Here is a 23430-nt window from a genome sequence, read left to right as displayed (position 1 = left end):
GGGGCACCGCTTTTCTTGTTTAACAAATCTTTTTAATTTAGTGGATAGCTTTTTGGTTTTGTTTTCACACCTGAACCACTCTCTATAAGATTTACAATTTTTTATCCATATTATATTTCAAAATCCACTGTATTTGTAAAGGGTTTTTATTTTTATTATATATCCTTATATCTAAATACTTCTGCTGCTATGCTCATAACAAGCTTCTTTTACAGAAAAGAGCTTACGGCTTAACTTAGGGATATAAAGAGCTAAAAAAACGGAACGACCTAAGCTAAATAAAATAAAGGCCAGCCATAATCCATGGTTTTGCAGTACAGGAACACATACATATAAAATGACTAGAAAAAGGATTAACGCATAAACCATTGAATTTCTAATTGGTTTCGCTTCGGTTGCTCCAGTAAATACACCGTAAAGAATGAGACCAAGAGCTGCTGATAGAGGATACAACATAATCCATCGTTCATATGTACTAGCTAACTCAATGACGCTCGGTATTTGCGTAAATAACGGAATAATATAACTCTTACACACGTAATACACCCCAGTAATGAACAGTGAAGAAAAAAGCGCCCACTGACAGGATAATGATAATGTCCGCTTGTACAAACCCTGATCATGGGAACCTACTGCTTTTCCCACATAAATACTCGAAGCATTCGCAAAGCCGTCAAATGCATATGCCATCATATAATGAACTTGAATTAGAACGGCATTGGCTGCCAATACCTCTGTTCCAAACGAAGCTCCCTTCGCTGTGAATACATTAAAAACAGCTAGTAAACAGAAGGTTCTGATCATTAAATCCCGATTCATAGCCATCATTTTTTTAAAAGGTTTTGGATCCAAGATTTCTTTTATTGCCAGAAAGTTAAATGATGGTGATAGCATTTTGATAATGATGCAAAGACTCAGAATAAATGCTGTTATTTCAGCAATGAGTGTAGCTGCGGCAACTCCAGATACATCCCAAGAAAACCATTTGACAAACATAATCGCCAATAGGATATTAATCAAATTCATAAGCACCTGAAGAGACAATGATATCTTTATACGAGATCGCCCCACTAACCAACCGATAATAACATAATTCATTAAAGCAAATGGCGCTCCCCATATCCTAATGGAAAAATAGTCAGATGCAAACTTATAAACATCAGCAGCAGGATTAATAAAAACGAAGGCCAGATACTGGATTGGCCACTGTAAAAAGAGAAAACTGGCTCCTACAACAAAAGCAATAAACAAGGGCCTGATGAGCGCAAGCACTTGTTGTCTCTCATCATTAGCTCCTTGTGCTTGGGCAGCAAACCCAGATGTACTTACCCGCAAAAAGCCGAATAACCAATACATCGTATTAAAGATAATAGTACCGACAGCTACACCGCCGATATAAGCTGGATCTGGCAGCTGCCCTACTACAGCCATATCTACAACACCTAATAGAGGCGTTGTTATGGTCGAAATCGTAAGAGGAATAGCTAAGGCTAGATAAGATCGATGATTCACCGCACTTCCTCCTTATGCTTCGAAAACTTGAAGCAATTCTTTTGTATAGGGATGTCTGCTCTCCGAAAATAGCTCTTGTTTCTGGCATGTATCTACAATACGGCCTTGCTGCATCAACATAATACGTTGGCTCATAAAATTAACAGCTGCAAGATCATGGGAAATAAACAAATAGGAAAGCTGTAGTTCTTCTTGCAAATCCTTCAATAGATTTAAAATTTTAGCTTGTATCGACACATCTAGACTGGCTGTCGGCTCATCTAGAATGATTAAAGAAGGCTCTATGCTAATAGCTCGAGCAATACTCACTCGCTGCTTCTGCCCCCCGCTCAGCTCATGGGGATAGGAATATAGATACTTTGACGGGATATCCACCATATCAAGCAAATATTCCCCAGCTTTCTTTCGATCATCGCGAAAACCTTTTAAAAAGGAAGGCTGTATACCCTTTTGAACATCTAACGGCTCCATTAAAGAATCGATAATTTTTAATTTAGGATTTAAGGAAGCCGCAGGATTTTGAAAAACAGCCTGAAGCTCTCTTCTAACACTCCGCATATTCTCTTTGCTTAACTCATGTAACGGTTTCTCATTCAGCCAAACTTCTCCTTGATCTACTTTTTCCAGCATTAATAAGCATCTGGCTAACGTGCTCTTTCCGCTTCCGCTTTCTCCTACTAGGCCTAAACATTCTCCTTTGTGAATCTCTAACGATACTTGATCCACAGCTTTATGCCCGCATGAATATTGTTTCGTAATGCGGCCGGCTCTTAAAACTTTCTGCCCTGCTGTCCTCAACATATCCTCTCCCTTTTTATATGAGTACTGCTTCTTTTTCAGCTATCGTTAACAGGCGTGATGGTGTCTCCCTTAAAGGAGGAATCGCTGTAAATAATTGTTTCGTGTATGGATGCTGAGGCTTCTCAAAAATAGCACCCTTCTCTCCAGCCTCTACAATCTCACCTCGCAGCATAATCGCCATTGTATCCGAGTATTTACGGACGTGCCGCAAATCATGTGTAATGAATAACACGGCACAGTTTGTTTGCTCTTTTAAATCAGCAATCAGCTCCAATACGCTCATCGCTGTCATGCCGTCAAGAGCAGTAGTCGGTTCATCCGCAATTAATAACTTTGGCTTTAAAATCATCGCCATTGCAATAGCGGCTCTTTGCAGCTGCCCGCCGCTTAATTGGAAAGGATAGCTTTTGTAGACTCTCTCTTCCGGAAGCTGCACATTTTTAAGAGAAAGCAAGGAATATTCTTTTCTCTCTTTTCTAGACATACTCGTATGTGTTTTCAGCATCTCATCAAACTGTTTCCCGATCGTTATAAAAGGTGTAAAAGCTCCCTGGTAATCCTGAAAGATATAAGAAATATCTTTGCCACGAATGTTTTGCAGTTCCTTTTCGGTCAGCATGGATACATCTAAGTTTTGCAGAAGGATGCTTCCCAATCGAACCTCCAATCCAGCTGGCAAAAGACCTCCAATAGCAGAAGCTGTCACACTTTTTCCACTTCCGCTCTCTCCTACTAACGCCAACCATTCTCCTTCATGGATCGTAAGACTAACATTATTTACAATCGTATTGTCCTGATGTTGAATTGTAAGCTCCTTAATTGTTAAGATGGCCATTATATTTCTCCTTTTTGATTTTTCACATCAAAGCGGTCTCTTAAGAAATCTCCTAATAAATTAGACATAAGCACAACAATCATAATCGCTAATCCCGGTATCACCATTAAATGAGGTGCATGATAAAAAAATGCTTTGCCTTCATTTAACATAGCACCCCACTCCGGAGCAGGAGGTTGAGCTCCTAATCCAATATAAGAAAGAGAAGCAATCATCAAAATGACCTTTCCAACATCTAATGTAGCCAGCACCATCACATTTCCTACTACATGAGGAATCATATGTTTACGTAAAACTCCAATAGAACTCAGTCCATTAATTTTGGCCATTGTAATATAGTCTCTTTGCTTCTCTGACAATACAATGCTTCTTGCCAATCTCGCATAACCAACCCATTTGACCATAACGATAGCAAACACAAGATTGAACATTCCTGGTCCTAACAAGCCGCTTAATATAATAGCGACAATATAATCAGGGAAGGCCATAAAAGCATCTACCATTCTCATAAAAAATCGATCTATTTTTCCTCCAAGATAACCAGCAAGAAGGCCGATTGGTACACCAATGCATAATGAGATCGCTAAAACAAGAACACTTATTCCAACAGTCATTTGAGAACCTGCTAGAATACGTGAAAACACATCTCTTCCTAAATGATCGGTCCCTAATACATGCTCTGCACTGATTCCCCTCAATCGTTCCTCCATGTTGACGTATACCGGATCATGGGGAGCAATAAAAGGCGCGGCTAATAAAAAAATAAAAACGAACATCACAAAACTAGTAACATATAAGGCTGAACAGGATGTAAACACACTTTTTCGTATCATCGACGCTCCACCTCCTTCAGTCGAATCTCCGGATTTAAAAACCGATACGAAAGATCGACTAATAGGTTTATTATGACAATAAAGAGACCCATAAAAAGAATGTAACCTTGTATAATCGGATAATCTCTTCGGACAATTGCCTCTACTACCAATTTCCCAACACCTGGATAAGCGAACAACACTTCAATAATGACTGTCCCGCCTAGTAAGCTTCCTAAGCTGACACCAAAGATCGTAATAACAGGCATCAGACTGTGGCGGAGTGCATGAAAGAAAAAAATCCTTTTTCCACTCAGCCCTCGGGCTTTTGCCGAACGGATAAAATCTTGTCCTAAGGTTTCCAATAAGCTGGACCGTAACAGTCTAATGTACACCGCAGATAATGCAAGACCTAATGTAAGAGACGGCAAAATCAAATGAAGAAATGTCCCTTTCCCCATTGATGGTAACCATCCCAGTCTTACCGAGAAAAACTGAATAAAAAGCAATCCTAGCCAAAAGCTAGGAACTGAAGCGCCAATTAAGGCAATTACTCTGCTTACGTGGTCAATCCATTTGTTTTTGGATAAGGCAGCAAGTGTCCCAATAGGAACCGCAATCAGCGTCATTACTATAAGTGACGTAATGCTGAGCGTAAGCGTAGCAGGGAATTTTTCTGCCAGTTCATCTAAAACAGGCTGACTGGTCATATACGAATATCCTAAATCAAACTGGAAGAAGCGTATTAACCAATTCCAATACTGAATGTATATCGGTTTATTAAATCCTAATTCATCTCTCAGCTCTTCTATCTGTTCATCGGATATAGCCACATCATCAATATTTAATATATATCGAACAGGATCACCTGGAGCTGCTTTCATAAATACAAAGCTAATAAAAGAAAGCAACAATAAAAACAAGACGAGTTCCAGCATTCGTTTTCCTATTTGTTTCATGTTGTCTTCACATCTAAATCTTTCGTCAAAATATAGTACTCGCTTTTACTTGTTTTCCAGCCCTTCACATAGTCCTTATATGCGACAAAATTGTTAGGATGAACAATAAACGAATGAAGTGCTTCCTGATCAATAATAGTAATGGCCTCCTTTGCTAATCCATTCCGCTTTTCTTCCTCCACTGTGTGATTTAACTCATCTATCAGACCAATTAGTTTCTCATGTCTAATTTGTCCTGGATTGATTGCACCGCCTGGCATATATGCAGAGTTGAGGAAATAACTCGCATCTCCTCTTGGGGCGGTAATCAAGCTGTATGTAGCTAAATCCCAATCCTGATTTTGGGCCAAATACTCATCAATGTTTTCTACTTGCTGAATTTCAATGGCAATACCAAGCTCTTTTGCATTAGATTGCAGAAGCTGAGCCATTAATGGAAGTTCAGGACGATAAGAATACGTTAATAATTTAAATGAAAGAGGCTTTCCATCCTTCATCGCCTTTCCGTCTTTCATTTTGTATCCTGCTGCTTCCAAGTATTTTCTAGCAGTATCTAAGCTAAATATTTTTTTCTCATAAGAAGGAGCAAAAGGAAAATCCGGTAAGAATGGACCGTCCGCAACTGTCGCTTGCCCTGCCATAATGCTCTCTGCCACTGCTTTACGATCGATAAGGGCATCAAACGCTTTTCTCACATTTAGATCCTTTAAAGCTTCTTTTCCAGTATTGTACATCAATAGATGCGTTCGTAAGCTTGGAACTACGTCAGTTACGATGGATGTATCGCTTTTTAGACCTTCAATGCTTTCAATAGCTGGACGATACACAATATCTGCATCTCCAGATTGCAATGCTGCTGTACGGGCATTGGCATCTTCGTTAAATGTAAATGTTGCACGTTCAAGCTTGGCTTTCCCGTCCCAATAGCCCTCATATCGTTCTAGTTCCAACTTACTGTTCGCTTCAAATGAAGCAACTTGAAATGGACCTGTTCCAATCGGTTTTTGTTCTACATTTGCTTCACTTACATCAATAATGGCTGTGTTCGGATGAACAAGCTCAGATGGAAATTGTGGTAAAGGCTGTTCGGTTGTGATTGTTAAAACCTGCCCATCAGCTGACATCGTTTTAATTTTTAAAGCATTTTTCATTGCTTCACTCACTTCGATGTTCCGCTCCAAAGACCTCTTTACAGCTTCTGCATCAACCTTACTGCCATTTTGAAAGGTGATATTCTCTCTAATTGTAAACGTCCATGTTTGTCCGCTATCATCACTTTTCCATTCCTTTGCAAGCCACGGTTCAAGTTCTGAGTTCTCATTAATCTTAACAAGAGTTTCTGCTATACCGGCTCTAACCGGTGTATAGTTTAAGTGCGGATCTAAGGTCTCACTTGGAAAATTAGACAGAAAGGTTAGTTCCTTCTTTTTACCCTTCTCTTCACTTTTACTCTTTGACTCTGTCGAAACTGAGCATGCTGATAAGATTAAAACTAGAATATAAGCTGCTACATGCATACTTATTTTTTTTATCAACATATCCTAACCCCCTAAAATTGAAATCATTACGATTTACAACGCAAGATAATCCTCTAATTTTTCTATAATAAAGCTTCCAGCAACATCGTTATGTTAGTTACTTTGTTTCCCGGTGTAACGTCATCCTTTTTAGTCTTGGACAGTATTTCTTCAGTTCAATTCGTTCAGGGTTATTCCGCTTATTTTTTGTTGTAATATAATTACGATCTCCACATTCTGTACATGCTAGTGTAATGTTTACACGCATCTGAAATTCCTCCTAATAACATTTAGTATAATTTTACAACTGTAAGACATGCTTTTATAAATAAATCCTATGAATGTATCATGATCTACTTCACTCAAATCAAAATAATTACGATTTGATGAGTATAAAATTCCTAAAAATTTTTTAGTTTATAATTCGTTAACCCTTTATACATAGAAGATCAATATAAACCGTAATTATTCTTATTTAAAACCAATAATGCAGGAGCTCTATAAAAAAGTCAATACATGAGGTTTTATTTTATAATCAAATAACCTACTCCATTACCGTAAATGGCGGAAGCGGATCTCGAAATGTAGACCAATCCTCTATCATCTCTTGATCTGTTAACAAGCATTTGTCTAATGATTCCTCAATTTCCGCTCTATCGATATCAATCCCAATCATAACAACCTCTGTCATTCTATCCCCGTATACACTATCCCATTTTTGCAATAGTCCAGGTTCTTCTTGTAATATTCGCTGTATCTCCTGCTCGGGATAGGCAGCAATCCATTCACCGGCACCTTGAATCATAATTGATGTACCTGCTTGTGAAAGTAAACCTGTCATATCGTTACGAGATGCCAGCCAAAAGAATCCCTTAGCTCGAACTACATCTATAGGCCAGTCCTCTAACCACTTCATAAAACGCTCAGGATGAAACGGGCGTCTTCTTCGATACACAAAAGAGGTAATGCCATATTCCTCTGTTTCGGGTGTGTGTTCTTCGTTTAATTCTTTCATCCAGCCAGCGCTCTCACTAGCCTTCTCAAAATCAAATAACCTTGTATCTATTACTTTGTCCAACGACACATGAGCATGATTTGTCTCAATAACGTGTGCATCCGGATTCAATTTTTGCAGTACTGCTTTTAACTCTAATACATCCTCTCTTTCAATCAAATCAATTTTGTTAAGTAAAATAACATTCGCAAATTCAATCTGATCAATTAAAAGGTCGACAACTTCCCTTGTATCATTTTCATCATCGGTTTGTTTCCGGTCAAGTAAGCTGTCTCCTGAAGAAAAATCATTCCAGAAACGATTAGCATCAACAACTGTTACCATCGTATCAAGTGTACACATCTTTGATAAATCAATCCCAAGATTCTCATCTACATATGTAAATGTTTGTGCAACAGGGACAGGCTCACTAATTCCTGTTGACTCAATCACAATATAATCAATGTCGCCGGATTTCACTAGCTTCTCTACCTCAATAATTAAATCTTCCCTTAATGTGCAGCAAATACATCCATTCTGCATCTCAACCAGTTTTTCTTCTGTACGAGAAAATCCTCCTTGTTTGACTAGTGAAGCATCTATATTAATTTCACTCATATCATTTACGATAACAGCTACTCTTTTATCTTCACGATTTTTTAAAATATGGTTTAATAAAGTTGTTTTTCCTGAACCTAAATAACCACTTAAAACCGTAACGGGAATCTTCTTTTTCATAAAAACCTCTCCTATCTAAGTAATAACAGTTATTATTACGATTTATGTATCGTACTGCTCCAACTCTTTCATGTCTCCTCCTAATCATCCAATAGATACAACCTTCAGTAACGTATATAGTCGTTAGACCGAGCAGAAACTTAACAGATTGTATTTATAACAGCCTCTATTCTTCCATACAATTCTTTAGTGCTTTTTCACTTACTTGAAATACCTACATAGATCTCCATCCTTTCGTATAATTTAAAACGAAATCATTTCGTTTTAAATTATAGCACTCTTTCTTTAGGATGCATACTACCTTTTTATGTTGTCTCATTAAATTTCTCACTACGTCAAATGATCTCCCGGCTAGAAATTTATATTTTCTTAAAGTGTAAAAACACAAAAAGAGGGATTACTCCCCCTTTTTTGCTTTCTTTGCTGTTCACCTATCCAGTTTTTATGTTCCATTCCTCTGAAAAAGAACCGGTTCCATTCATGGACAGTATTATACTAGCATTTCTCAGCAAGCTCCAATACCTGTTCTAGAGTAGGAAGTGCTGTCATCGCACCTTTTTTCGATGCTGCCAAGCCACCAGATACACTCGCGAATTTCGCAAACTGCTCTAAATCACTTACAGTCGCAGCTGCTCCGTTAAACTCATGGAAGCTGTACAAAATACCTGATACATATGCATCACCTGCTCCAGTTGTATCGACTGCCTGCACCTTCATCGCAGATACCTTGCTCATATTCTTGCCTGCCGCAACATAGCTTCCCTCTGCTCCAAGCGTTACAAAAATGTACGGGATATTATAAATAGATAGTGCCTTCAGCCCTTGCTCAATATCCGCATAGCCCGTTAAAAATTCCAATTCCTCTTCAGAAATTTTCAAAATATCCGCATGACTCATCATAGACAAAATTGTTTCACGCGCTTCCTCTGCACTATTCCAAAGCCCAAGACGAAGGTTCGGATCATACGAAACAAGAACACCGTGCTTTTTCGCAAGCTCAACTGCACGAATTGTTGCGCTGCGGGATGGCTCATGAATAAGGGAAATAGAACCAAAATGCAAAAGCTTGCTCCCTTCAAACAAACTCTCATCCATATCCTCTTCACTTAGCAACTGATCAGCACTGCGGTCGACAAAAAATTCAAAGCTTCTTTCTCCATTTGCCGCAAGAGTAACAAAGACAACTCCTGTTTTTGCCTCACTTGTCAGCGGAAGATAGGATGTATCTACACCATAATCATGCAGCGTTTCTTTCAAAAATTCCCCTAACACATCATTGCCTAATTTCCCGAGAAATGTCGACTTTACGCCAAGTCTCGCCACGCCTACTGCTACATTTGCAGGTGCACCGCCTGGACACTTTTGATATGTCAGATTTGTTTCATCTGTTGGAATAAAATCAATTAATGCTTCACCTAAACAAATAATCCCTTGTTTCAAACGTAACATCCTTTCTACAACTAGAGTGATCTACAAATCTATTGTACCATTTCAAAAAACGATGAGAAAGCGGTGTTATAATTTATATCTTTTCTATAAGAAAATATGCCTGACTCGCTTCCATATGGAAATTTACACCTTTTTAAAGTATGAAGAAAAGCCAGTCAGAAATGAATCTGACCGGCTTCTCTTATATCTCTTCCAACTCTGCTACCTTCACTTCTACTGTTTCGTCTGGGTTTGTAATATCATGCACGTTTGCGATACCATTTCCTTCGTCACAGCTTTCAATCCAAACTGAAACACCATGGTATTCAACACGAACATTTCCAGGAGACGATAAAATTTGCTTTACACGATTCATATCCACAGAAATACCCTCCTCAATCTTCATACTCTCTTTTATATTCCCGCTTTCCGGCGGAATTATAAGTAAAAGCAAGTGTTTTTCTAAGAAGATGAGAAATGATAGGGTAAACCTATTGGTTGTCTCTTTTTATATACCACTGTAGGTATTTAAATTCCCATGAGAAATCTGCCAACTTCTTTGACAGATTATCTGCTTTTGACAAGAAGCTGAACAGCCTCCTTCACAAGGTCGCGATCGCTGTAATCTCCATTTTCCATTTGCTCACGTAAGCAATGCTCTAGATTCGTTCCAACAATCACGCCAATAGCTCGGTCGATTGCGGCACGAGAAGCGCTCAATTGTGTTACAACATCCTTGCAATCCTGTTTTTCTTCCAGCATTCGAAGAATCCCCCGAATTTGTCCCTCAATCCGTCTGAGACGATTCTTCATTTCTTGCGTATATTCCATGCCGCAGCCTCCTCTTTATATACCTTTATAGGTATGATGTTATTACACTACGGCAGACTTGTCAAAGGAATACCCGATGAAGAGAGTCCACTAAAAGGCTGGCTCTTTCTTCTATCCTCTCTCCCATACCTCTGCTAAGGTTTCACGAAAGAGCCTGTTAAGCAGGTCGATATTTGTCTGTCCCTTTTGCTCAAGCTGCTTCGCATATTGCTCGTAATACGATAGCTTATCTTGAATGAATATATGCAGAGCAGGGAGAGCCGCTTCCTCCCCTAACTCCTCCCCTGCTTTCTTGCGTGCAATCAGCTCCTGCAATTCCTGTAACACAGAAGAAGCTAGCTGCCGCTGCTGTGCCTGCAGCAGCTGGCCAAACTCTACAGGAGGAATGGATTGTTCGTTTTCTAACCACATACAAACAAAAATTGGCCGGAGAACATAAAAGTATTTTTTCACTTTAACCGTTTCACCGCGTAAATAATCCTGATAATTCCCCTTCGCCATATGTAAATAGTGATACATGACAGCTTTTTTGGACAGATGTGATAATCCTATATTTCGAAGGCGCTGCGCAGTTGTATAGGCTTCTTCATATACGATAGGAGAACGAAGCCATTCTAGAAGTGCCGGATTCGATTTTGCCAGCAGCTGCAGCGCCTTACGCAAATCCCAGCCGCTTATATCCAGCATATTGCTGATGGGCTTCTCAATCACATCACGCTTTTGATCAATGGAAAGATACCAGTCCCTCCTATGTACATAAACAAAGCGAACATCATAGTCGCTTTCCTTTGATGGAAAGCCCCAAGCTCGGCTTCCCGACTCGACTGCATATAAAACCTTTACATCATGCTGCCGTTCGATTTCTCGAAGCTGCTTTTTAATTTCTGCATCCATCTATCTAGCATCCTTCCTTCAGTACATAAAGAAAACTCGCCGATTGGCGGGTCCTGCCTTTGAGCGGAGACAGAGGCGTAGCCCTACTTATACTGTATTCCTAACATTCCCCACTGCGTCGAATTCACTTCTAGCTGGGAATTTATGCTTTCTTAAAGTGCAAATTCAGAAGTCTAATTCGATCCTTGAGAATCAACTGCCAGCTTCGCTAATAAGGCAATCGTAATATCATCAGCAGGCGGATTATGCAGCCCTGCTCTTACATGTAAATAGTAGCGTTGAAGCGGGTTTTTCTCCGATAAACTCCGTGCTCCAACAATTCTCATTGCCTTATCTACAACAGAGATGGCCGTATTTGTAGCAGTATGCTTGGCGGCTGCCAGCTCTCCCCGCAGCATATCCTTATTCTCTGCTGTATCATATGCGGCGGCGGTGCTATACATCAAATGGCGCGCCTGCATGAGCTCAAGCTCCATCTCTCCAATCAGACGCTGAATGCTCGGTAAAGAGGCAATAGGCTGCTGCGTGCTATTATTATGATATGTTTTCGCAAACTTTATCGCGTAATTTCGCGCCGCACGCGCAATGCCTAAATAGCACGCTGGAATGTGAAGAAGTGAGCCGGTATGCTTCTTGATCGCACCTTTTGTTTCCACTAAAGAAGAAATTGGAATATGTACATTCTTCAGAACAAGATCATGGCTCGCTGTGCCTCGCAGCGCAACACTATCCCAAGTCTCTTCAATCCCAACGCCTTCACTTCCTCTTTGTATCAGAAACTCGGCGATATCATCGCTGCCTTCTACGCTTGCTGTAACAATAAAATAATCAAGAACAGGCGATAATGACGTAAATGTTTTACGACCGTTAATAACCCATTGATTCCCTTCCTTACGGGCTGTCGTTTCCGGTTTTCCCCCGCGCGTCGGGCTTCCGGTTCCGCGCTCTGTAGCAGCGCGATTTAGCAGTGCCCCGTTCCTCACTTCACCGCATATCCGAGAAAATAATTCCGCCTCCCATTGCCTATGCTCCGTTAATTCCATAAAAAGGCTCATATGCCAGCCAATCGATAAGGCGGTAGAGCCATCTCCCTCTGCAATTTTTTCTTGAAAGAGCAGCAAATCATATAAGGAAATCTCCTCTCCCCCATATTCCTTTGGCAATGACAACGAAGTATAACCGATTTCCTTTAACTCCTGTATATTTTCAAAAGGAAAAGAACCCAATGCATCAAGGGATGGTTCTCGCTCCGCAAACCTTCCAATCAGCTTTTCTAGCTGCGCCAGCACTTGTTCTTGTAATTTCGTTTTTACAAATATGTCACTCATCTTCCCCGCCTTCTTTCCCCAGTTCTTCAACATGAAACTTTGTGTTTCATTGTATATGAGGATGGTTTATTTTTCAAAATATTGAGTATGTTATATTTACCTTATGTAAAAAGATTATCAAAGAGCGCAGCTTCCTTTTTATCTTATAAAAAATGAATAAAAAGACATTCTTAGCATTAAGTATAGAAAATCTCAATCGTTAAATATAAAAAAACCATATTTTATTAATCCCTAACTTTATATTACATTAATAGTATAAAGCTCAAGCTCTTCTAAGAAATCTTAAACTATTACTATACTATTGCAGAGAGGAATGTTAAAAATGACTGTTTATCGTCTTGGTGTGCTAGCTGGTGATGGAATTGGTCCGGAAATTGTAAGCGCTACAGTTGATGTATTTAAAGCTGCTGCATATAAAGTTGGAGTTGAAATCGAATGGATTGACCTACCTATGGGATGGGAAGGAATCAAACAACACAACAATCCCCTTCCAGAGGTAACCACAAAAGCATTGGAAAACACTCATGGGTGGATACTTGGTCCTCATGATTCTGCTGCTTATCCACCGGAGTATAAGGTAAAACTCAATCCAAGCGGGGCGCTTCGCCATACCCTTGATTTATTTGCAAATATTCGCCCAGCTAAAACTATGCCAGGAATTAAAAGCGTAGTGGGAGAAGCGGACTTGGTCATCTTCCGTGAAAACACAGAAGGATTTTACGCAGACCGAAACATGTTTGTCGGTCATGGAGAATGGAAAATTACAGAAGATGTGGTTGTTACATCAGGTGTATTTACAAGAAAAGCCGCAGAGCGGATTGCCCACGCAGCTTTTAAAATGGCTATGAAGCGCCACAAAAAAGTAACGATTGTCCATAAAGCGAATGTTCTTCGTTTAAGTATGGGATTGTTTTTAAAGGTGTGTCGTGAAGTAGCTGAACAATATCCTGAAGTGGCGGTAGATGATTATCATATCGACGCAATGGCTGCTCACTTAGTCCGCCGAGCAAAAGACTTCGATGTCATCGTAACGGAGAATATGTACGGAGATATCCTTTCTGATTTAGCTGGTGAACTTGTAGGAAGCCTGGGATTGTCCCCTTCTATCAACTCAAACGAAAAACTGGCTATGGCTCAGGCAGCCCATGGTTCTGCACCAGATATTGCAGGACTAAATCTAGGAAATCCAACAGGTATTATGCTGTCAACAGTCATGTTAATGGAATGGCTTGCTGAGAGACATAATGATAGCAAGCTTAAAGAAATTGGTAAGTTGGTGGAACAAGGTCTTTACCAATCACTCAAAGACGGTGTAAAGACCAAAGACTTAGGGGGTAATGCCTCTACTTCTGAATTCGCAGAAGCTATTTCTGAGAGAATCAATCAAACTGTTTTAAGTTAATATCCTAGATTATAATCCCGGATTTTGTCAAAGGTACTACAACTTTTGGAAAGTCCGGGATTTATAAATGGATTTTTTCAACAAACTACAAAAGGCAATGGACTTCTCCATTGCCTTTACTGCATCACTTTATTTCCTTCTGAGGAAAGCAATTATTCCGGTACGGATACAACAGCTTCCTCCTCCGTTGGTGTTAGTTTTTTAATTTCAACTAACTTAATTTGATGAGAGTCTTTAGACATAACGGTCAGCTGCCAATCATCAACGGTAAAGGACTGTCCTTCCGTAATCACCTGCTCCTGCATTAATATCCAGCCGCCAATTGTATCAACATCATTTTCCTCTAGATGAAGACCAAGTAAATCGTTAATTTCGCTTACTAATACCTTTCCATCCACAATTTTGTAGTCCTCAGATATATGCTGAATCGGTGCTCGTTCATCCTCGTCATATTCATCACGAATTTCTCCGACAATTTCCTCTAAAATATCCTCAAGGGTCACAAGTCCTGCAGTACCGCCATATTCATCGTATAACACAGCGAGAGGAATACGCTCTTTTTGCATGTGCAATAGCAAATCATGAATGGGAACAGTCTCCATTACTTCAATAACCGGGCGCATATAGGAGGTAATAGATTCTACACGCCCTTCTTCACTCTTCATATAGTTAATAAAGAAGTCTTTGACATTAACCATTCCAAGAATCTCATCTTTATCCTCTCCAAACACGGGATAACGAGTATACTTTTCGGAACGAACTATTTCTATATGAGCTTCCATCGTATCTTCTTCATACAACCCGACAATCTCCGTTCGCGGCACCATAATTTCCTTTGCAAGACGATTATCAAATTCAAAAATATTACTTACATATTTAAACTCGGCTTGATTGATTTCCCCGCTTTCGTAGCTCTCTGATAAGATAAAGCGCAGCTCCTCCTCTGAATGAGCTACCTCATATTCCGATGCTGGCTTGAGTCCAAACAGCCCTGTCACAAGACGCGCTGAACTGTTCAGGAGCCAGATAAAAGGAAACATGACCCTATAGAAATAAATAATTGGTTTAGAAAAGTTCAGGCTAATACGCTCTGCCTCTTGAATAGCCAATGTTTTTGGGGCCAGCTCCCCTACTACAACATGCAAGAATGTAATGGAAGAGAATGCAATAATAAACGCAAGCGTACTTGCCATGGCTGGAGAAAGATGGATATCCCGAAAAATGGGCTCCAACAGGTGGTGAACAGTCGGTTCTCCCAACCATCCAAGCCCAAGTGATGTGACAGTAATACCGAGTTGGCATGCTGATAAATATTCATCTAAATTGGTGATTACTTTTTTTACGGCTAGTGCGCCTTTCGTATTTTCCGCTATAAGCTGGTCAATTCGACTCGGACGCACTCGAATGATTGCAAATTCTGTTGCGACGAAAAAACCTGTTAGCGCAATTAAAAATGCAATCATGACTAAGTTCCATGCTCCCAACAGTAGCACCTCCTAGGGAAGCCGAGGTTTACCCTTCTATGCTGCACAAAAATGGATTGCTTTTATTTTTCCTCATAAAATAAAAAGCAATCCATTATAAATTTCGCCAATTCGAGATCCAAAAGAAATTTCCCTTAGACGTATAGTCGGTAAAATATCCTTATTTTGAAGATGTTTAAAATAGGACAAGATGAAATATGAGAACCTTTCGTTGGCACCTCGCCGCTTAGTTATAGAAATTTAGCTAAGAAAACCTGACGAGCTTGTCCTCAGGATGAATTGGCTTCAGTCAAGGAATGGCTATTGCCATTTCAGTTGACCGATGTTTTCCTATGTACAAATGTAAATTTTTTCCTTTTTATATCGATATGATTTGATAATGAGACACTTCCATTATTATAATAATTCTATGAACTGAGTTAACTGTTGCATGTGTTCGTATACGTAATTAATGATCATACCAGCTATTAATCAGATTCTACTACATAGAAAGGAGAAACATGAAATGACAAATAAAGTAAAAAAGCGTCAAAGGAAACCGAAATCAGTGTTTCAAAAGCAATTAGATGTCATACGAAAATTTTCTCCTTCTCATGTAGTAGAAGTAGAATTACATGTTTGGGAATTTCAACATTGGAAGATGGAGCGAATCGGTGAACAACTGCGTATCATTCGAAATACCGTTTTAGGTGAATTGTTAAAAAACTATAAACAAATGGTCCGTACAAAGGCATACAAGCGAACAATGAAATTGTATCACTTCCTTTCAGAACAAATCGATAAAGAAAAAGACGCTAGGGAACTAAAGAAGCTAGAGCAAAAGAAAAAAGAATTAACTGATACACTGGAAAATCTTCGAAATACACATCATGTAACATTTGATTTCGTCCGTAAATATGGCAAACAAATTCGCAAAACTACGTTTGGTTTGCCTGATGCTGTAACTGTCTGGTCTGCTTGTGAAATGTCATGGAATTCTATGGAAACCATTCTCTTCAAAGGTGCTGAAAACCCGTATTTTTATAAACGAAATGATTTGATTACGTTTCAAGGAAAGCAAGCAGAACGTTGTATCATATTAAAACATAATGAAAAGAAAAATAACTTTTACATTCATTTTCATGATATGCAATTTCCTTTGATGATTAAAAAAGATGACGTATTCATTCAAGAAACATTGTCCTCTATTGCTTATTATATGAAACATGGTGAAGAAATAGATAAGCAAAATGTAGAACGCCATCCATTAGGATTGCCACTCCTTTCAACATATCGCATTCGGAACAATCGTATCGTTCGTAAGAATATTCGTGGAAAAGTACGATATTTTGTACAAATCGTGCTAGAAGGCATACCTGTTGCAAAACGAAAGAAAGACGGCTCATTCCGACATACTTACGGTGTGGGTCGTGTAGCTGGAGACATTGGCACACAATCATTAGCAGTTGTGTCAAAAGATAAGGTCTTTCTAAAAAACCTAGCAGAGCGCTCTGATCATACGTTTGTCTATGAAAGAAAACTCTACTTGTTACAACGATATTTAGAACGTTCTCGTCGTGCAATGAATCCACAATATTTTGATGAAAAAGGACGTATTACAAAAGGTAAAAAGGTATGGGATTTTTCCAAACGATACCTAAAATCACAAAAAGAGCTTCGAGACCTACATCGAAAAGCAGCAGAAAGCCGTAAATATGCACATAATGAGGAAGTAAATCGTTTGCGTTCCATGGGTGATGAATTCATTATCGAACAAATGAGTATCAAAGCTCTTCAAAAGAAAGCAAAAGAGGTAACTGTAAATGAAAAAACGGGTACATTTAATCGTCGCAAACGTTTTGGAAAAAGCATTGGAAAACGAAGTCCAGGATACTTCATTCAACAAGCGAAATATCGCTTTATAGTAACTGACGGAACAGTAAAAGAAGCAAATACATGGACATTTAAGGCTTCTCAATATGACCATATTCTTGATGATACAAGTAAAAAACAATTATCGAAACGTTGGCATACTCTTCCAAACGGAATACAACTACAACGGGATTTATACTCAGCTTTTCTTCTGTTTTGTACAGAACATGATTTACAAAAGCCAAATAAACAAATTTGCGATAGTTTCTTTCATGAATTTCTAATTTTACACAACCAATGTATTGAGGAAATCAAAAATAAATGTAAGGTTGTTCTAAATAGTGGGATTACTTGTAATAAAGGAAAAATAGTTGTAACATCTGCTTGAACATAAAATTTGCATTATGTTGATAAAACAAAGGGAGTGTGACTTTGCTTCCTTCTCTGTAAAGAGAGAAGACGTACGCGAATGTGGTCAGAGGACTGCTTGTACGTCGGGTTTCAACCCTACTGTGAGTTCTCAGTTCAGGACGTAAGGAATGAACCATAGTGGTCTTTGACCTCTATGCTCCAAAGCAATCTTATCTTTTCGGAGGTAACTTTGTGTACGATAGAGAGAAACAGTATTTGGAACCCACGCGGGCTTGCCCCGTGGAGAAGTCAGGTATGATGAATAAGCAAAATACAATGATGGAGTGAATCACGTGGCAAAAGTTATTTTACAGCGTAATCGAAAAAAACGACTAGAACAAGGACATCCTTGGGTATTTCAAAGCGAAGTAAATCGTATTGAAGGAGATTTTGAACTAGGGGACTTTGTTGATGTATACAATCATCAAAACTTCTTTTTAGGAAAGGGATACATAAATCCAAATTCACAAATGATTGTACGTATTCTTACGCAAAATCCAGATGAAGAATTAAACGAAGCATTCTTTATCGAACACATTCGAAAATCTTGGGAATACCGACAAAGACTGCTGCCAAATGTTCGTTCCTGCCGTGCTGTGTATGGTGAATCGGACTTCCTCCCTGGTCTTATTGTTGACAAGTATGAGGATGTTCTCGTCGTCCAAATTTTATCACTCGGCATGGAGCGGAGAAAGGAATGGATTTTAAAAGGACTTCTTACTGTTTTTGAGCCAAAGGCTGTTTATTTACGAAACGACGTATATGTACGCGAGCTAGAGGGCCTACAACAGGAAAAGGGATTTTGGTATGGAGAAGCTCCTACTGAAATTCAAATAGAAGAAAACGGTGTATCCTATATTGTTGATATTGAAAACGGACAAAAAACAGGCTTTTTCTTTGATCAGCGTCAAAATCGTGCTGCAATCGCACCGCTCGTTTCTCAACATGAAACTGTACTAGACTGCTTTACCCACACTGGCTCATTTATGCTGAATGCATGTCTATACGGAGCAAAGCACGTAACCGCCGTTGATATTTCTGAGCATGCCATTGATACCGCAAAGCGAAATGCTGCCCTAAATGGCTTTGATAATGTAGAATTTGTAGTAGCTAATGCATTTGATTATTTACGGGACGCTGTTAGAGAAGAAAAGCAATGGGATGTTGTCATCGTTGACCCGCCTGCATTTGCGAAATCCGCTCATGCGGTGAGAAAAGCAATGGGCGGATATAAGGATATTAACTTAAACGGCTTAAAGCTCGTCAAGGATGGCGGCTTCTTCGTTACTGCCAGCTGCTCATACCACATCCATGCTGATATGTTTCAAAAGATGGTGGAGGATGCAGCATTTGATGCCAAGAAAATTCTTCGTCAGGTGCATTGGAGCGGAGCTGGCTACGACCATCCAAAGCTGCTCGCTGCAAATGAAGGAGATTACTTAAAGTTTGCTATTTACGAAGTACATTCCCGCATGTAAAGAAAACTCGCCGATTGACGGGACCTGTCCTTGGGCGAAGACAGAGACGTAGCCCTACCTATACTGTATTCTTAAAATTTCCGACTACGTCGAATTGGCTTCCAGTTGGAAATTTATACTTTCTTACAGTGTAAGAAAAGTACAGCCGTTTCACAACGGCTGTTTTTCTTTGTTGTAAAGCGAATGACGAGCCCTGCCCTTGAGCGAAGATAGAGACATAGTTGCACTTATACTGTACTCCCAAAATTTCTGACCACGTCGAACGACCTCCAACTAGAAATTTATATCCTCTTACAACTGTAAAAATCCTTTCTACTTGTAATGTACACTCATTTGACACCATGATAACTGTCCGAACAAGGAATAATAATACACAAATTACAAAAAATAGAATTAACATGACAATTTGTTTCTTATTTACTGTATAATTATTATATAACATATAACACATTACCCTTTTCTATCTTTTACCTAAAAAGTTACAGTATCATGACAAATTTTATTTTTTTATTACGCATATTTTTCAGTTAGTAGTATACTAGAGATAAAGTGATGACAACTTTGCCGCACGACACTGAAGGAATAGAGATTCAGGAGGGAAAGAAATGAAAGTGCGTAGCTGGATTATTGGTTCAGTAGCCGCAGCCGGTATCGGTATTTGTGCTATTGGGGGATTTGCTTATAATTACATATCAAAAATGAATAAGGAACTTAATACATATGTTCTTCCGAATACAACCTTTGCAGATATATCGTTAGATGGGAAAACGAAAAACGAGGTAGCAAAGATTATTCAGCAAAAGATGAACTCGCTGGACCAGCAATCGATTACATACTCCTTGCGTGGTACAAAAGGCACATATACGTGGAAGGACTTAGGTGTGCAATATAAAGAGACTGACATTGCCGACGAGATTTTCAAGGCGCAAAAAGGCAGCATCAGTGAACGCTATACCCTACGGAAACAAGCGAATGAAGGAAAGCTGCAGCGCTCCTACGAATTAACAGCTCAGTTGGATGCCAAAAAATATGAGGAGTTCATGAAGGATAAGTACAACGGCCTCCTAACGCAGCCGAAAAATGCATCCATCAGCATCTCAGGAACCAATATTTCAATTTCTCCAAGTGTAGACGGCGAGAAGGTTGATAAAGAGAAACTGAAAGCTTTAACCGAAGAAGCCGTAAGCAAAACAATCGCTAGTGTTGACGTTCCTATCACTGCCGCAAAGCCGGAGCGTACTACAGAAGATGTGCAAAACATGGGCATTAAAGAAGTCATTGCCGAATACAGTTCACCAGTCGCAGGCCGCAATGCAAATCAAGTCTACAATGTATCAAGGGCCGCAAATAAATTAACTGGCGTATTTATTGCACCTGATGAAGTATTTAGCTTTAATGACCATGTTGGATTGACTAACGCTGCAAATGGCTATAAACTAGCAGGCGTATACGTGAATGGAAAGCTGGAGCAAGAAGCGGGCGGCGGTGTTTGCCAGGTTAGCAGCACATTGTACGGAGCCGTTCTTCGTGCAGATTTATCCATTGTCGAACGAAGCAATCACTCCAAGCCGGTTCATTATGTGCCGCTTGGCCAGGATGCAACTATAGCTGATTATGGTCCAGACCTGAAGTTTAAAAACAATACAGGGCATTATATCTACATTCAATCCTTGGTTGACGGAGCAAATACAGTTGTGCGTGTGTTTGGTACAAGCACAGGAAAAAGCGTAACTGTGTCCTCGAAGGTTGTCAGCGAAACATCTAAAAATATTACTGTCGCTACTTATAAGACTGTTAAACAAAACGGACAGGTCATCGAAAGCGGGCAAATTTCAAAAAGCAGATACAAAAAAACGGCGTGATTTCCACGTCGTTTTTTTGTATCTTCCTCTTCACAAGTTTACTCCGTATTTGTATGCTAAAATGGTATCACATCATTCATACTAGGAGTATATACGACAATGAATCAATTAGAGTCTATTCTTAGCGCCCACAAGGAAATCGCCCTTTTGTTCAGTATACTCTGCAATATCCTCATCAGCATCATTGGCGTAATTCCAAGTGTATTTATTACAGCTCTTAACGTAAAACTATTTGGCTTTACCGGTGGAGCAGTTGTATCTCTGATAGGAGAAGCATTTGGGGCCATTGCCGCTTTCTTTTTATATCGACATGGCTTCCGTAAGTGGATCAATCAACATGCAGCGCGCTATCCAAAAGCAGAACGGCTGCTTCACGTAGAAGGAAAAGAGGCATTTCTTCTCGTTCTTTCCTTGCGGCTGCTGCCATTCGTACCGTCAAGTCTTGTTACATTGTTTGCGGCGCTCGGGAAAATGGGTTGGCTCTCTTTTCTTATTGCCAGTACAGTCGGGAAGGTTCCCGCCCTGCTCATAGAAACATACTCCGTTTCTGAAGTGCTTAATTGGAGCGGGACAGGAAAAGTCATACTAGGAGCTCTTTCCGTCATCATGCTTCTGTTCATATGGAAACAGAAAAGGACATAATAGCAAGCAAGCTGATTTCCCCACTCTCCGATAGTCCATACACAACGCGATGTTTCATCAAGAAGGGAATCTCAAACCATCTTTTTAGCTATAATGTTACTAAAACTAACTAGGGGGTACTACGATGAATAACCTGTATGAAGATGATGGCTATGCGTTACACACTGATTTATATCAAATCAATATGGTTGAAGCATATTGGCGTGATGGAATTCATAACCGCCGGGCAGTATTTGACCTGTACTTCCGCAAGCTTCCATTTGGCAACGGATATGCCATTTTTGCCGGTTTAGAAAAGCTCATTGAATACTTGCGGCAGTTTCGATTTACAGAGAGCGATATTCGTTATCTTCGTGAAGAACTCGGTTATGGCGATGACTTTCTCTCCTATTTACACACTCTCCAGTTTACGGGAACATTGCGCTCTATGCAGGAGGGGGAATTGGTATTTGGAAATGAGCCAATGCTCCGCGTCGAAGCGCCGCTTGCCGAGGCACAGCTCATTGAAACAGCCATGCTAAACATCGTCAACTATCAAACGCTTATCGCTACCAAGGCTGCCCGGATAAAGCAGACTGTCGGTTCTGAAGACCTTATGGAATTTGGTACGCGTCGTGCCCAGGAGTTCGATGCGGCACTTTGGGGAACAAGAGCAGCTTTTATCGGCGGTTTTTCTGCAACAAGCAATGTCCGGGCGGGCAAAAAGTTCGGCATCCCCGTCTCAGGAACACATGCGCATGCATTTGTACAAGCGTATCGTGATGAATATACAGCCTTTTGCAAATATGCTGAGACACATACAAATTGCGTTTTCCTCGTGGATACATACGATACATTGAAATCGGGAGTTCCTAATGCAATTCGAGTAGCAAAGGAATTTGGGGACCGTATTCATTTTATCGGCATTCGTCTTGATAGCGGCGATATGGCCTATCTTTCCAAGGAAGCACGAAAAGTGCTTGATGATGCCGGATTTCCAGAAGCAAAAATCGTTGCTTCAAGTGACTTAGATGAATATACGATCATGAATTTAAAGGCACAGGGAGCGAAGATTGATATGTGGGGAATTGGGACAAAGCTCATTACTGCCTATGATCAGCCTGCGCTTGGTGCTGTTTATAAAATCGTCTCGATTGAAGATGAAAATGGCAAGATGATGGATACGATCAAACTTTCCTCGAATCCTGAAAAGATCAGTACCCCCGGCTTAAAAAAGGTGTATCGAATTATTAATCTCGTCAATCACCATGCTGAAGGTGATTATATTGCACTTGAAGAAGAAAAGCCTCAAGAAGAAGAACGGCTAAAAATGTTTCATCCTGTTCATACCTTTATCAGCAAATTTGTAACAAATTTTGAAGCCCGTGAGCTGCATCATGATATTTTTGTAAACGGACAGCTTGTATACGATATACCGCGTCTCACGGACATCCAACAATATGCAGCGGAAAATATGGAGCTTCTCTGGACGGAATATAAACGAACGATGAATCCTGAGGAATATCCAGTAGATCTAAGCGAGGCTTGCTGGAACAATAAAATGGCGCATATTCAGCGCGTAAAGGAAGCAACAAAGCGCTCCTGATAAATACTTCTGCAACATAAATAACCATAAAAACTTTTAGGAGTTATTCCTCCTTTTAGAGGATTT

20 protein-coding genes are annotated in these 23430 nt (G+C 39.8%); 6 read left to right on the top strand and 14 right to left on the bottom strand.

The annotated features are described in order from the left end of the window. Positions 1-171: 171 nt before the first annotated feature. From AAHB12_RS01660 to AAHB12_RS01600, 13 genes are all read right to left on the bottom strand, one after another. On the bottom strand, positions 172-1512 hold the full coding sequence (locus AAHB12_RS01660; RefSeq protein WP_342044090.1) for an MATE family efflux transporter: 1341 nt from the start codon (positions 1510-1512) through the stop codon (positions 172-174). A gap of 12 nt (positions 1513-1524) precedes the next feature. Further along, positions 1525-2313, bottom strand: a complete 789-nt coding sequence (locus AAHB12_RS01655) for a dipeptide/oligopeptide/nickel ABC transporter ATP-binding protein (RefSeq protein WP_342044089.1) — start codon at positions 2311-2313, stop codon at positions 1525-1527. A gap of 13 nt (positions 2314-2326) precedes the next feature. Then, a complete protein-coding gene (locus tag AAHB12_RS01650; RefSeq protein ID WP_342044088.1) occupies positions 2327-3148 on the bottom strand; it encodes an ABC transporter ATP-binding protein in 822 nt (273 codons plus the stop codon). Next, the gene (gene nikC, locus AAHB12_RS01645) at positions 3148-3978 is read right to left on the bottom strand and encodes a nickel transporter permease (protein ID WP_342044203.1); all 831 of its coding nucleotides are present in this window, start codon (positions 3976-3978) and stop codon (positions 3148-3150) included. Before nikC ends, AAHB12_RS01650 begins: the two co-directional genes overlap by 1 nt. After that, entirely contained in the window at positions 3978-4919 is a 942-nt protein-coding gene (gene nikB / locus AAHB12_RS01640) for a nickel ABC transporter permease (protein ID WP_342044087.1), read from the bottom strand. The genes nikC and nikB overlap by 1 nt, the downstream gene beginning before the upstream one ends. Beyond that, positions 4916-6457: a nickel ABC transporter substrate-binding protein gene (gene nikA / locus AAHB12_RS01635; RefSeq protein WP_342044086.1), complete on the bottom strand. Its 1542-nt coding sequence runs from the start codon at positions 6455-6457 to the stop codon at positions 4916-4918. Before nikA ends, nikB begins: the two co-directional genes overlap by 4 nt. Positions 6458-6554: 97 nt before the next feature. After that, positions 6555-6704: a 50S ribosomal protein L33 gene (gene rpmG, locus AAHB12_RS01630; RefSeq protein WP_342044085.1), complete on the bottom strand. Its 150-nt coding sequence runs from the start codon at positions 6702-6704 to the stop codon at positions 6555-6557. Positions 6705-6980: 276 nt separating this feature from the next. After that, positions 6981-8168, bottom strand: a complete 1188-nt coding sequence (locus AAHB12_RS01625; RefSeq protein ID WP_342044084.1) for a GTP-binding protein — start codon at positions 8166-8168, stop codon at positions 6981-6983. Between the two features lie 495 nt (positions 8169-8663). Further along, positions 8664-9617 (bottom strand): aminoimidazole riboside kinase, encoded by a 954-nt coding sequence (locus tag AAHB12_RS01620; RefSeq protein WP_342044083.1) that lies wholly within the window; start codon positions 9615-9617, stop codon positions 8664-8666. A 181-nt stretch (positions 9618-9798) separates the two neighbouring features. Beyond that, positions 9799-9972 (bottom strand): H-type small acid-soluble spore protein, encoded by a 174-nt coding sequence (locus AAHB12_RS01615; protein ID WP_379952513.1) that lies wholly within the window; start codon positions 9970-9972, stop codon positions 9799-9801. 191 nt (positions 9973-10163) lie between these two features. Continuing rightward, positions 10164-10427, bottom strand: coding sequence for a metal-sensitive transcriptional regulator (locus tag AAHB12_RS01610; RefSeq protein WP_129729759.1), 264 nt, complete (start codon positions 10425-10427; stop codon positions 10164-10166). Positions 10428-10538: 111 nt separating this feature from the next. Continuing rightward, on the bottom strand, positions 10539-11321 hold the full coding sequence (locus AAHB12_RS01605; protein WP_342044082.1) for a nucleotidyltransferase domain-containing protein: 783 nt from the start codon (positions 11319-11321) through the stop codon (positions 10539-10541). A 173-nt stretch (positions 11322-11494) separates the two neighbouring features. Beyond that, positions 11495-12649 carry an acyl-CoA dehydrogenase family protein gene (locus AAHB12_RS01600; protein ID WP_342044081.1) on the bottom strand — a complete coding sequence of 385 codons (1155 nt, stop codon included), beginning with the start codon at positions 12647-12649 and terminating at the stop codon, positions 11495-11497. Between the two features lie 322 nt (positions 12650-12971). Between AAHB12_RS01600 and AAHB12_RS01595 the strand changes: the two genes are divergently transcribed. Next, a complete protein-coding gene (locus AAHB12_RS01595; protein WP_342044080.1) occupies positions 12972-14051 on the top strand; it encodes an isocitrate/isopropylmalate dehydrogenase family protein in 1080 nt (359 codons plus the stop codon). 152 nt (positions 14052-14203) lie between these two features. On the opposite strand, the gene AAHB12_RS01590 is transcribed toward AAHB12_RS01595, so the two are convergent. After that, positions 14204-15514, bottom strand: a complete 1311-nt coding sequence (locus AAHB12_RS01590) for a hemolysin family protein (RefSeq protein WP_342044202.1) — start codon at positions 15512-15514, stop codon at positions 14204-14206. A 526-nt stretch (positions 15515-16040) separates the two neighbouring features. On the opposite strand from AAHB12_RS01590, the gene AAHB12_RS01585 reads away from it, so the two are divergent. The 5 genes from AAHB12_RS01585 (at position 16041) to AAHB12_RS01565 (ending at position 23364) form a co-directional block, all read left to right on the top strand. After that, a complete protein-coding gene (locus AAHB12_RS01585) occupies positions 16041-17774 on the top strand; it encodes a hypothetical protein (protein WP_342044079.1) in 1734 nt (577 codons plus the stop codon). Positions 17775-18090: 316 nt separating this feature from the next. Next, the gene (locus AAHB12_RS01580) at positions 18091-19275 is read left to right on the top strand and encodes a class I SAM-dependent rRNA methyltransferase (RefSeq protein ID WP_342044078.1); all 1185 of its coding nucleotides are present in this window, start codon (positions 18091-18093) and stop codon (positions 19273-19275) included. Between the two features lie 605 nt (positions 19276-19880). After that, positions 19881-21137 (top strand): VanW family protein, encoded by a 1257-nt coding sequence (locus AAHB12_RS01575; RefSeq protein WP_342044077.1) that lies wholly within the window; start codon positions 19881-19883, stop codon positions 21135-21137. 99 nt (positions 21138-21236) lie between these two features. Next, complete coding sequence (locus AAHB12_RS01570) at positions 21237-21779, top strand: TVP38/TMEM64 family protein (protein WP_342044076.1); 543 nt, start codon at positions 21237-21239, stop codon at positions 21777-21779. 124 nt (positions 21780-21903) lie between these two features. After that, positions 21904-23364, top strand: a complete 1461-nt coding sequence (locus AAHB12_RS01565) for a nicotinate phosphoribosyltransferase (protein ID WP_342044075.1) — start codon at positions 21904-21906, stop codon at positions 23362-23364. The last annotated feature ends 66 nt before the right edge of the window (positions 23365-23430 follow it).

Source organism: Bacillus sp. OTU530, from assembly GCF_038440375.1.
This window is presented reverse-complemented; position numbering and strand designations above follow the sequence as displayed.